The sequence below is a fragment of the Acetobacter cibinongensis genome (assembly GCF_000963925.1).
Taxonomy (GTDB): domain Bacteria; phylum Pseudomonadota; class Alphaproteobacteria; order Acetobacterales; family Acetobacteraceae; genus Acetobacter; species Acetobacter cibinongensis.
The window spans coordinates 63,897-76,138 of sequence record NZ_BAMV01000002.1 but is presented as its reverse complement, the minus strand read 5'-3'; the positions used below and the strand labels follow the sequence as shown (position 1 = coordinate 76,138).

Genomic DNA, 12,242 nt, shown 5'->3' with positions numbered 1-12,242 from the left:
GAGTAGAGGTAAGGCGTTTTCAATCGGGCTACGACTGCCGTCATCCCCGCTTATCCGGTCACGGAAAATGTTTGAGGTTTGGATTTCCCGTCTGTCTTTTCGTTTCGGGGGAGCAAAGGCAGCAGCAGAAGCAATGCCGTCTTCAGAGTTTAATCGCTTCTATGATGGGCAGATCGCAGAAGTCGTTATTCTACCCATGATGCAGTGCGACTTCATTCCTGCGAAAACAAAGTGCCTCATGATCGTTAATGACACCTGTAGCTTGTAACCATGCGTGAACAATCACGGGGCCGACAAAACTGAAACCGTTGTTTTTGAGTTTTTGTGACAGAAGGTCTCCCGCTGTTGATCGCGTTGCAAGTGTGCCTCCATCTCCAGATAAAGGCTGGTGATCTACGACACTCCACACAAAATCACTAAAATTTTCCCCACGATTATGCAGTGATATATAAGCGTTCGCGTTTTGTATGGCTGCTCGTATTTTCATGCGCGAACGAACAATGCCTGCGTTACCAAGCAGGCGCTCAATATCCAAGTCGTTATACTCAGCAATACGTTCGGGAACAAAACCTTCAAAAGCTTCGCGAAAAGCATCCCGTTTCAACAGGATTGTCCGCCAGGACAGCCCCGCCTGAAAGCCATCAAGAATAAGTTTTTCCCATAATGCACGGCTATCGAAAACTGGAACACCCCATTCTGTATCGTGATAGTGTTGCATAATGGGGTCTTTGCACGCCCACTGGCAGCGATGTAAATGGTCCTTCATCGTGTTTTCCGAAATGTTAGATTAAACCGGAAATGGCCGGCTGCAGGATGGTAGCCGTTTTTTAGAACGTCGATGCCATGAAAAATCATACGAGAAGCTCCTCCCCAAACCGCGACATCCCCATGAAAAATCTGATGACGAACAGGACGCACGGTGCGTTGTGTCCCTCCCGAAAGAAAGATAGCTGGAAGCCCGAGAGAAACAGAAACAATAGGCGCCGTCCGGTCCTACTCATCCATATCCTGATGCAGAGAGAGCCGCGCTCTGGGCTGGTATCGGTTAATTAGACAGGCATCCGGCAAAAAGTCCCGAAATCCAACCGCATCAGCAGCGCGTGTGGCCAGATTCAAAAACAAAGGTGGAAGTGCAGGCCATCCTTTTCCTGTGAGAGGATCCAAGGCGGTATAACGGTAACCAGATTGATCAGAGATCCATCCAAAGTGGCCACAATTCAGCATGGCAACAGACATGCGCTTCCCGCCCCGTGTCTCCATATAACGAAATGGAGTGTGCGCTGACAAGTCATGGATATGGCGAATTAAGTCCTGTCCAATGTCTTTTGCAAAACCGCCTAAAAGAGCTGCACCTGCGCCAAGCTGTATTGAGCGTCTGTCTGCCTCAAAAAAATCAGGGTGCATCATGAAAAATCAATCCGAGTGTATGGCGAGTGCCCGACCGAACTGTGCTAACTCCATGGCGCATGGTGACCCGGTAGTCTCCCCGTGTACCACGCTGGGGACGCGAGTTAACGGCAAACACAACACCATCCCCTTTTTGAAGCGGCACAACAACGGCCCGAGACTGCATGCGGGGCCTCTGATGAGTCAGAACAAATTCACCTCCCGTAAAGTCAGCCTCTGGCTCGGACAGAAGAATAGCAATTTGCAGCGGAAAAACATGGTCGCCGTAAAGATCCTGATGGAGGCAGTTATAATCTCCCTCCTGATACTTCAAAAGAAGCGGTGTAGGATTTTTCTGCCTTGCAGTATGACAACGTTCCAAAAATATATTGTGTTTTTCGGGGAAGATACCGGCCTGTCCCATTCGCTCATGCCAGCGATTGGCGAGGGGAACGAGGCGTGAATATAGTGCACTTCGTGCGGCCTCGACCAACTGTGGGAGCGGATAGGAAAAATATCGATATTCTCCGCGCCCAAATCCATGACGAGCCATATGAACATGGCTACGAAATGCATCCGTGGGACCGTAAAGTTCGGCCAACGTAGTGCAATCATCTTGTTGGATCAGACCAGGCAAGACTGCCCAACCCTCCTGATCTATCTGGTCAAAAACCTTTGGCCAGTCATAAGCGTTGATGCGGGCATGCAAGAGGTCAAGTTGAGAATTCATTGTGGTCGACCGGATGGCCGCCTCCTTATGTGCGTCTGTCGCAGCGTGGCATCGAAACTGGCGCACTATTTTTGGGTGCATCGTGGAAAATAAACAAAGTTCACTGGTGTGATGTCGCAGTCTGGTTTGGCTATATGCGTCATTTTGTTCCGGCTTCGCGTGATAGGAGGGTCCGTTTACGTTCTACACCCCACCGATAGCCGGAAAGAGACCCGTCAGTACGGATGACACGATGGCATGGAATGGCAACGGCGATATGATTGGCAGCACAAGCACTTGCAACGGCCCGCGTTGCGGCTGGCTGGCCAATTCTTTGCGCTACTTCAGCATATGTTGCGGTTTCTCCGGCCGGGATCTGGCGTAAAGCCTGCCAGACCCGCTGTTGAAACGCTGTCCCCTGCACATCTAAAGGCAAATCTAGTCCTCTATTAGGGTCTTCGATAAAACTAATGACCTGTGCTATACTTTGCTCATAATCAGCATCTGCTCCGATAAGTTCCGCCTTGGGAAAACGATCCTGTAGATCTCTCACTAAGGCATCGGGGTCATCTCCAAGCACTATGGAGGCCACTCCTTTTTCGCTTGACGCGACAAGAACAGACCCCAAAGAACATTCAGCTACTGCAAAATGCAGCACTTCATGAGGGCCCCCGTCCCGGTAACGCGAGGGGGTCATGCCTAGCATGGCTGAGGATTGGGCATAGAAACGACCATTGGACTGAAATCCGGCATCGTATACAGTGTCAGTAATTTTTGAACCTTGAGCCAGTCCATCGCGAACTTTACGGGCGCGATGCGCATTGGCATAGGATTTCGGTGTTAAGCCTGTCTGAGCTTTGAAAAGGCGATGAAAATAGCCCGGACTAAGTTCAACAGCGTTTGCCAGTTCCTCCAGAGAGGGAGAGGTCTCGGATGCCTCAATCAAACGGCAAGCCTGTTCGATGAGGGCGGCATTCGTCGCGTCTATCGAGCATCCTTCGGGATTACACCGTTTGCATGGTCGGCAATCGCTAAGGCGGGCAGCTTCCAGCGTATCGTAGAGCGTCACATTGTCCGGCTTTGGTGTGCGGGACGGGCAAGAGGGACGGCAGTAGATACCGGTTGTCGAGACCGAGTACCAAAACTGACCATCTGCTGCCTTGTCACGATCAACGATCTTCTGCCAACGAGAGTCGTGAGCTGTATTCTGAGATTTTTTGCCAGATTTCGTCATGTCGTCACTATGCCTTTAAGCGACTTAAAATACGCCCTGTTTCTTGCTTTTAAATTCTAATTTTAAAAATGCCCGTTCCGTATTTAGCCAAGATGATGTGGCCGTTGCGGATCTGACTCGGTTTGCATGATTTCTGACAACATCATTACAAAAAGCTATAATTATTATTGTCAAATTTTAGAAAAAGAGAGTGTTTTGCGTAACAGAAGGTTAAGCATTCCGATGTTCAGAAACACACAGTAACTAAATTAGGCGGTTTGAGCGTTACTTTCAAAGTTCAAAAAGCTTACTTTCTGGAAAGGTTGTAGGCTTCCCTAGGGTGGTACCAATTTCAAGCTGATACTCTGACTTCGTAAGTCTGCCACTTTTGAGATATCCTCTCTAACTGAGTAAGAAGTGATATTGGTCAGAAAAAATTTCATCAAGTGTTGCTGGCGGTACTATATTTGTTCATTAAAATCGCGTTGAGCACATAGGGCAAACGACAATCTTTTCGTAAGAGCGTTCAACCTTACGGCTTTGTATCCTGTCCTGCACGTCATCCCCTACAAAATACGAAGATGCATCCAGAATCAAAAGTGACGGAACAAAGCTTGCCCACGTAACGCGACTGCTTGGGCGATGACCACGAAGCGACGTACCTGCCAATAGAGAGTTACTGCACAAAAATAGGATACTCGTGAGAAGACAAGTTAGGAAGGTGCGCAAATCCTATCTAGCGAGTAGCTTGTATGTGAGGATCGTCCTACAGAAACGCCGCTCCGGCGATCCCGATGATAGGAGAAAAAAGCACAGACATCTATCGTGAACATGGCGACCAGAAGGACTTTAACTCTGCGCGACATGCTGGCTCCCATTTTCAAAAACGGTTCGACTGTGTGGCTTCTGGCGCCTCTAACCGTAAACCAGCTGGATGATCATTACGGGTATGTAATGTCCTGACGTGAGTACCAAATATATAGAATGCTCCAATCTTTGTCCTGTGATGGAGAAAGGGGGCAACCGTGGTTCATCTGCCTGTCTCAGCAGCAATCGTGGGAGGCGATAGTGTTGCCTCCTCGCTTGTGCGGTTACGGTTCCAACCCTGCATCAGTCGTGCTGTGGAAATCACAAGCTGTATCCGCTGAGGCGGCGGTCTGGTTGATGCACTAACGCCGCATTGGGCAGGTGGGCTTGGCGTTCAAGTGTCATAATAGTTTCACAAACAAGGGGCGGCAAACTGGTAAATAGCCCCTGCATTGGCGGTGGGGCAGGGTTATGCTGGCGGGCACAGAGCGTAGCCATTGGTTGGCGACTTATATTTTACCGAACGAGCATACGGTGCGGGCATGGTTGGCGCGCTTTCCGGATTTTGACTCTGACGATATTATTCAGGAAGCCTACGTTATTTTATCGGAAGCAGATATTAGCCGGGTCAGTAATCCTATAGGCTATTTTCACACGGTTTGTCGTAATCTGGTTTTGCGCCACTATAAAAAAGCACAAATTGTAAGTGTTACGGCTATTGCAGACTTGCAAGACGGTAGTTTGATTGAACAGGCTCCGTCCGTAGAAGATATTGCTGACGCGCGAGCAGAAATTCGGTTTCTGGAAGATGTCGTTCAACGGCTTCCAGAAAAATGTCGTAGCGTCTTCATCAATAGAAAAATACACGGCTATTCCCAAAAAGAGTGTTCTAAGCAACTTGGTATTTCAGAAAGCACTGTAGAAAAACAGCTTGCACGTGCGCTTGTTCTGATTTCTAAACTTTATGGACAACGTGAAAAAAACGCACAAAAAGCAAAGACAGGACCGGCTCGTGGCAACAGAAGACACTTTTGACGACGTTGCTGCACATTGGGTTGCCCATATAGACAGGCGTGCCCTTACCCAACGCGAGCAACAAGACTTACAAGACTGGTTAGATGCCGATATACGGCATAAGGGGGCGTTTTTACGGTGCCAGGCCATATGGCACGCCACAGACAGGGCGAAGGTGCTCTACACACCAACCCTTACTCTGCCCCAGCGCACATATACGCCGTCCAGGCGAACATTCTTCTCTACAGCGGTAGCGGCCTCTATTGCGGCTTGTTTTGTACCCACAAAAAGTGGCGAGGCGAGCACATATTACAGCACACACAAAAACATTCTTAAGTGTCAGGTTACAAAACAAAGACAAATAATTTTAGACTGCGCTACCCAGCTTGAGGACAAATCCGAACAGACATCGCTAATAGGCGGGCGTTGCTTTATTACGGATGCTCAGCGTTGTGTTAAAATGCATAGTATGCGCTTCCTGCTTGATGGTAGCCTGCTTGTTACCAAAAACCCCAGTTACCAAAGTGCAGTGGTTGTTACTGGTACGGCAGTTTTACACGGCCAAAAACTGGGCGAACGGAAAAGGCTGACACCAGGTACACAGGTAAGCCTTACCCCTAAGGGAAGGCTACATTTCAGCACTCTTGACCAGGAGACGCTTGAGCGCTGGACTGCATGGACACAGGGACAGGTTTCTTTAGCAACAGAAACACTTTCTGAAGCGGCAGACATCTTCAACAGATATAACCAGAAACAGATTGTGCCCTCTTTCAGATTGGCCGATATGCGCTTGTCGGGCCTTTTTGACCTGAACATGCCAGATATATTTGCTTCGGCTGTAAAAGCTATTTTGGGTGGGCATGTGAGAGAAGATGCACACCATATTTTCCTTGAATAAGGTTTGTCTCAAAACTGTCACAAAAAAAGCCGGAGGAAATGAATGAGCATTTGACTCATTGAGGGTAGATGCGTCTGTCTCACTCAAGGTTATACGAATGTTTCTCCTAAGCCGGTCTCGCCTGCTCGTTCTGTCTTCATCCGTAGCATGCTTTGTTCCAACTGTTTCTGTTGCTCAAGATACACAAACCGTTTTTGCAATTCCGGCGCAAAAACTAACTTCTGCTTTAACAGCTTTCAGCCGTCAAACCGGGTTGCATGTTGCCTTTGACGGTAAAGTGGCAGACACCCTGCGGTCTGCGCCGCTTTACGGCAAAATGGATAAGTTCAAGGCACTGCATAAGCTTGTAGGGAAAAATTCCTTCAAGATTGATGCGTCCAACCCGAACTTCATAACGTTACGACCGCCAACTGCGAAAAGTGTTCACACAACAGAGGCTAACAGTGAAGACAACCTGACAGTGCAGGGCCATAGGCGGGAATTGCGCACCAAACGCAATTTTGCAGGCGTTGTTGACTCAATGGTCTATGATGACCTGTCAAACCTTGGTGGCGCAACGTCTATTGCCCAAATGCTCACTCAGTTGCCTGGCGTTACGGGTATTCGTAACGGTGATGAGCCACGTTATATCAGCGTGCGCGGTGTCTCCTCTGACCTTAACCAGACCACGCTTGATGGCATAACGCTGGCGAGTATCAGTGATGGTGGCAGCATACGGCGTCGTGTAAACTTACAAAACATACCGGCAGAAATGACCGGTGAAGATAGCATTTACAAGACATTTACCGCTGAGCAAGATGGGGGTGCCATTGGTGCCGACATCGAAATGCACTCCCGCAGTGCTTTTGATCATAAGGGTCTTTATAAATACATCAATGCTTACGGTATTTATGGGACAGAAAAAGGTTCTGCTGGTGCCAACCGAATAAAAGGGATGTCACCGCATTTCGGGCAAGGTGCAAAAGCGGTCTTTTCGGATAAATTCGGCAAGAATAAAGAGTTCGGGATTGTTACGTCGTTTCGTTATCAACAGCGTACTCGTAACACGACCAAAAAATGGCAGCAGGACAGCTACAATTACTATGATGACAACGGGAGGGTTTTGAAGCCTAACGATCCCAGCACACCGGGCTGGAACGGTATGACTGCGCCGCGATATGTTGATGGTGGCAGCTACTCTAACACCCTAAGCACATTGGGTGGTGCCTCACGGCTGGAGTGGCACCCTCAACAGAGTGGTTTGACTGGCTCTCTTATGGGGTATGCCTACCAACGCTGGGAAAACTCCTTTATGGAGCACAATGAATACCTGCTTGATGAAGCGCCATCTTACAAAGTAAAGGGGAAAACGCATTATATTAACCCTGCTGTAATAGACCAGACACCCACCAGTGGCCGCGAATATATTTATCGTGCGCGGACTATTGGCCGGAAAGATAACTGGAAAATGAACACTAATGGTGTTTTGGGGGATCTGGGTTGGCACGACAATATCTCAACTCTTAAATTACGAGCGGGTTATACGTGGGAAGATTATTTCAACCACGAACCCTATGTAACCGCCCGAGCATATCCTAATGAAAGCCCGGATACTGCGGTGCTTGCAGATTACACGATAGATAGAAGCAACGTCGCTAATCTCGTCAATATCAGCGATATGAATAAGCTTCTGAACAGTGGTTACAAATACCAGTACGTGCAGCAAGAATATGACCGTGACCATGAAGGTCTTGCTAACGTGCGCTTAGACTATACGCGCAACCTCAAACCAAATGCACATGGTTTTGGGTTTGCTACCGGGTTTGAATGGCGTGGTCTTGATGCCACCAACTCTTCTAACCAGCTCTGGTATAATCCTGGTGGCGATGCCAGTTCCAGTATGTTTATTCCAAACATGAAAAACCCTAACGGGCCATTTTTTGATTTGGCGAACTTCCCGTGGAATAAACAAACGCTCGATGTCGAAAAATCGCGTCAATATACTGAGCTGGCTTATTTCCGTTACAAAGAGCAGCTTTTTGATGGGTATGTCTCACTCCACTACAAATGGCGGCATTCAGAATTGATCGCTGGTGTCCGCGCGGACGCCGTAAACTTTAACGCTTATATTCCTGATACAGATGGTTCCAATGCGACTGGCAAAATTAATAAAAAGAATGGCGGCTACATTAACCCGCTGCCTTCTTTAACCTTTGTTCATGAGTTTCCCCGGGAGTTAATCCTTCACGCTGTTTACAGCCAATCTGTCGGGCGCCCACAGCCAACCGAGCTTGCACAAGCCCAGCAAATGAGCTGCGGTAATAGTAATGATACACCAGCCGAAAGCGTTGACTGCTCATTGTCGCGCGGTAACCCAAATCTTAAACCGCGCCAGGCGCAGAATTTTGATGCTTCTCTCGATAAATTTTTCAATCATGGTCGCGCTGTCCTAAGCGTTGCGTATTTCAACAAGATCATCAAACATGATATTTACAAGACACGCTCGACCGAGCTTATTGATGATCAGTTAACCTATGTGACGCAGCCTCGTAACTCCAACACCTCTACACTCATGGGGGTAGAGGTCTCGTTTGTTAACCGTAATATCCGAGGACCGTGGAAACAGTCTTTTGATATCAATGCCAGTGGCACCTGGATGCGCGGTCGTATGACCTACGAGGGGTCCGGTATTTCTTACAAACTTCACCAGATGATAGAGCAGCCCAAATATGTTTTTAATGGCAGTGTAACATGGCATGTTCCGCAAATACGCGGTGCTATCAAAGCATCTTTTGATTATTCAGCCAAATATCTTGAAGGTTTGAATGATGACCCATCGCAGATCTATGGTTACGGCTCTCAGCCTGATCTTTCTATTGGCGCATGGCATGACATTACAGATGACCTGCGCATTAAATATCAGGTTTCTAATTTAGCTGGCTCGCATACACGCATGTATTATGGCAAGCATCTTAATCGGTTAGAAGCAAAAGAGAATTACGGTCGCAGCATCTATTTTGAACTTGTGTACAACTAAGTGAGGTTTGGCGTTCTAACGCTATAATCCAGTCTAAAAACTGTTATCTCGCATATAAAATGCGTGGCCTTTCATCGGCCACGCATTTTTTGTGTGGCCAGTGCGCCACTCAGAGTGTTCTGTGCCTTCTGGTTGTAGGTCACAATCAACGCTCTATAGGGTCGTTCTCCATACATTTTGGCAAATCAGAATGGGGTGCCTGAATGAGGGCACTGAGCGTTCGACCTCCCATAACAAGAAATACTCTGTGGTCCTCTTTCGCCGTGTGGAAAGGAGGGAAGAAAGAGTTACAGGTGATGGAAGCACGGGAAGACTCGAGCAGTCGTCCTGCGTAAACCCTTACGAAAAAGACTTTAAAACAAAGTGTTGCTTGGATTTTAGGCGCTAGTTTTCATGCGGAAATGAGATTGATAAGGCTATCGGAATTGCGTTATTCCGATATATCTTGACATACGATATATCGGGAATTATATCGAGAATCATGAAACATAGAAATAGACACCCAGGCGGTTTTGACCGCCACACATTTTCTCCTGAAGGCCGGCAGGGTTCTCCTGGTTTTCGGCACCATCACGGTCGGGGCAGAGGCCATGGGGAAGGCCGTACGAGGCTTTTTGATTACGGTGAAATAAGACACCTGGTTTTGAGCCTTGTTGCTGAAAAACCGACCTACGGATACGAACTGATTAAAACTATCGAAGAGAAATTTGGCGGTAGTTATACGCCTAGCCCAGGTGTAATTTACCCAACTCTCACCTGGCTTGAAGAAGCAGGCTACATTCGACCGACCGATGAGAATGGCCGTAAGAGCTATTGTATAACAGATGAAGGAGCGGAGTTTCTGGCAGCCAATCCGGGTGTGACGGAAAGTATTCTGGCCCGCGCTGCCATGACAGATCAGGAGGGCAGGGGAGGCCGCCGGAATGTGCCCATGCCCGTTATGCGTGCCATGGAGAACCTGAAAACTGCTTTGCGCCTGCGCTTGCGCAATGGCAGCTTTGATGGGGATGTTGAAGCGAAAATTGCTGCTATATTAGATAACGCAGCATCGGGCATTGAACAGATCTGAGGGCTTCGCTTCTTACCCTGCAAGACTTCACTACGGTGGGATGGTGGCTTTGTTGCTGCCATCCCCTTTTGTGTTCAAAAACTGGCGCATACGGGCTTTATAACCAGCCCAACAGATTGTTGCTGAAAGCGTTTTGCGTAAGTGTTCTGGATTGTATTGAGGCTGTTTGCAAGGCCGGGTGTGAAGGGCGTTATGACCTGCACTATCCGTGAGGGTTCCTGAATAATCCGCCCAGTTTCTCTATCCTGCCATTGGCCGGATGCCTCCAGAACGGATAAGCCTGATGGGAAACGTGGCGTTACGGTATTATGTAAAAAAGCATCCCACTCAGCCTGCGTGACGTTTGGCGCGTTGGGACGGGTTAGCCCGAACATGAGCGTGACAGACAGCATATCCTGTCCGTTGAGTACCTGACAGAGTGCAACCGTAGAGCTTTGTGAGTGTGTGGTGTCCGGGCGTGGGGCATGAACAGAGGTACAGCCAGCCACTACAGCAAGTCCTCCCGCCGCAAAAGCGCGGCAGGAGGTGATGTGTAAAGAGTGTTTTATTTGTCCAGCCATGGTGCAACGGGCAGGTTCTTGCTCCGCAGGAATTCCGGGTTGAACAGTTTGGATTGATACCGTGCGCCGCCATCACACAGGATAGTTACAATACGGTGCCCCGGCCCAAGCTTACGGGCTGTGCGTATGGCAGAGGCGACATTGATGCCAGAAGACCCGCCGACTGAAAGCCCTTCATCAATAAGCAGGCTATAAATAATCTCCAGTGCCTCCGGGTCAGGAATGCGCTCTGCATCCTGAATGGGTGCACCTTCAAGATTTGCGGTGACGCGGGATTGGCCAATACCTTCCGTAATGGAAGACCCCTGTACTGACAGGTCATTGCTTTTCACCCAGCCGTACAGCCCGGATCCCTCTGGGTCTGCCAGTACGATGTGGGGTGCCTTCACGCCAGCTTTCTGTGCGGCATCCTGCAAACCAAGGGCAATGCCTGCCAGAGTGCCGCCAGTGCCACAGGCGCAGGTAAAGGCATCGACCTTCCCCTCAAGCTGCTGCCAGATTTCTGGTGCAGTGGTGTGGCGATGGCCCTCGCGGTTGGCAAGATTATCAAACTGGTTGGCCCACACATATCCGCCTTCTTCCGCCAGGCGACGAGAGACATGCACGTAATTACCGGGGTCTTTGTAAGGTTTGGCGGGCACCAGGCGCAGGTCTGCGCCGATCATGCGCAGGAAGTCTATTTTTTCACGGCTTTGCGTTTCCGGCATAACAATAATGCAGCGGTAGCCCCGCGCATTGGCAACCAGTGTAAGGCCAATACCGGTATTGCCTGCGGTGCCTTCAACCAGAGTGCCGCCGGGTTTAAGCAGGCCTTTGCGTTCAGCATCTTCAATAATGGCCAGAGCAGCGCGGTCTTTAACCGAACCACCTGGGTTCATGAATTCTGCCTTGCCGTAAATCTCACAGCCTGTTGCCTCGGACGCTTTACGCAGGCGGATAAGGGGTGTGCCCCCTACAGCCAGCGGCATGGAGGCAGAAGCTGAGGTCCAGCCGGGGAGTGGGGTGGAAATAGTGCTTTCAGTCATCCAGTTGCACCTTCTTGTCGTGTACAGCATGTGCAGTGTGCTGCGTGCTGGTTTAAGAGTAAAGCGGGTTACAGCGTGATGCAAAAACTCTTATTTGCCAAACAGGAGCAACACGATGATAGCAGATGTCTCTGCCGCTGAGGTCTGGGCTGAGCTTCAGAGAAATGACCGGGCGGTGCTGGTGGATGTACGCACCATGCCGGAATGGCAGTTGGTGGGTGCGCCAGACCTAAGCGGCCTCGCGCAACGTTTGGCGCTGGTAAGCTGGCAGGATATGGATGGCACGCCCAATGCGCGTTTTGCTGAGGATCTTCAGCAGGTTGGGGTGCGGCAGGATGCCCCTGTTTATTTTATCTGTCGCTCAGGGGTACGCAGCCGTGCTGCGGCCCAGGCAGCGCAGGCGGCTGGGTATGCGACAGTTTATAATGTAGCGGATGGCTTTGAAGGCCCGCTTGATTCTGCGGGCCATAGGGGCAGCATGGCAGGGTGGAAACATGCAGGGCTGCCCTGGCGGCAGGCTTAACGGTTTTTCCAGAGGCGGGGTT

Annotated in this window: 10 protein-coding genes and 2 pseudogenes; 6 read left to right on the top strand and 6 right to left on the bottom strand. The window is 49.5% G+C overall.

Annotated elements, in window-relative coordinates; translation table 11 throughout:
• Positions 1–190 precede the first annotated feature (190 nt).
• From Abci_RS01045 to ada, 4 genes and pseudogenes are all read right to left on the bottom strand, one after another.
• Complete coding sequence (locus Abci_RS01045; protein WP_048837296.1) at positions 191–766, bottom strand: DNA-3-methyladenine glycosylase I; 576 nt, start codon at positions 764–766, stop codon at positions 191–193.
• A pseudogene (gene alkB / locus Abci_RS01040) lies at positions 763–1,404 on the bottom strand (DNA oxidative demethylase AlkB). Before alkB ends, Abci_RS01045 begins: the two are co-directional and overlap by 4 nt.
• Positions 1,394–2,116: a 2OG-Fe(II) oxygenase gene (locus Abci_RS01035; RefSeq protein ID WP_084597457.1), complete on the bottom strand. Its 723-nt coding sequence runs from the start codon at positions 2,114–2,116 to the stop codon at positions 1,394–1,396. Before Abci_RS01035 ends, alkB begins: the two are co-directional and overlap by 11 nt.
• Before the next feature lie 139 nt (positions 2,117–2,255).
• On the bottom strand, positions 2,256–3,329 hold the full coding sequence (ada, locus tag Abci_RS01030; protein WP_048837293.1) for a bifunctional DNA-binding transcriptional regulator/O6-methylguanine-DNA methyltransferase Ada: 1,074 nt from the start codon (positions 3,327–3,329) through the stop codon (positions 2,256–2,258).
• Positions 3,330–4,586: 1,257 nt separating this feature from the next.
• On the opposite strand from ada, the gene Abci_RS01025 reads away from it, so the two are divergent.
• The 5 genes and pseudogenes from Abci_RS01025 to Abci_RS01010 all read left to right on the top strand — a co-directional run bounded on the left by Abci_RS01025 (position 4,587) and on the right by Abci_RS01010 (position 10,112).
• Positions 4,587–5,150, top strand: coding sequence for an RNA polymerase sigma factor (locus Abci_RS01025; RefSeq protein WP_048837292.1), 564 nt, complete (start codon positions 4,587–4,589; stop codon positions 5,148–5,150).
• A pseudogene (locus tag Abci_RS14355) lies at positions 5,080–5,265 on the top strand (DUF4880 domain-containing protein); the annotation flags it as partial. The gene Abci_RS01025 and the pseudogene Abci_RS14355, both read left to right, overlap by 71 nt.
• A gap of 324 nt (positions 5,266–5,589) precedes the next feature.
• The gene (locus Abci_RS14090) at positions 5,590–6,027 is read left to right on the top strand and encodes a FecR family protein (protein ID WP_244877542.1); all 438 of its coding nucleotides are present in this window, start codon (positions 5,590–5,592) and stop codon (positions 6,025–6,027) included.
• A 97-nt stretch (positions 6,028–6,124) separates the two neighbouring features.
• Entirely contained in the window at positions 6,125–9,043 is a 2,919-nt protein-coding gene (locus Abci_RS01015) for an outer membrane beta-barrel protein (RefSeq protein WP_048837290.1), read from the top strand.
• 643 nt (positions 9,044–9,686) lie between these two features.
• Complete coding sequence (locus tag Abci_RS01010; protein ID WP_244877541.1) at positions 9,687–10,112, top strand: PadR family transcriptional regulator; 426 nt, start codon at positions 9,687–9,689, stop codon at positions 10,110–10,112.
• Between the two features lie 74 nt (positions 10,113–10,186).
• Here Abci_RS01010 and Abci_RS01005 read toward each other — a convergent pair whose 3' ends face one another.
• Together Abci_RS01005 and Abci_RS01000 are read right to left on the bottom strand one after the other, a co-directional pair.
• Entirely contained in the window at positions 10,187–10,600 is a 414-nt protein-coding gene (locus Abci_RS01005; RefSeq protein WP_158319764.1) for a DUF3574 domain-containing protein, read from the bottom strand.
• A gap of 56 nt (positions 10,601–10,656) precedes the next feature.
• Entirely contained in the window at positions 10,657–11,697 is a 1,041-nt protein-coding gene (locus Abci_RS01000; protein ID WP_048837288.1) for a cysteine synthase A, read from the bottom strand.
• Positions 11,698–11,812: 115 nt separating this feature from the next.
• On the opposite strand from Abci_RS01000, the gene Abci_RS00995 reads away from it, so the two are divergent.
• Positions 11,813–12,220, top strand: a complete 408-nt coding sequence (locus tag Abci_RS00995; RefSeq protein WP_048837287.1) for a rhodanese-like domain-containing protein — start codon at positions 11,813–11,815, stop codon at positions 12,218–12,220.
• The last annotated feature ends 22 nt before the right edge of the window (positions 12,221–12,242 follow it).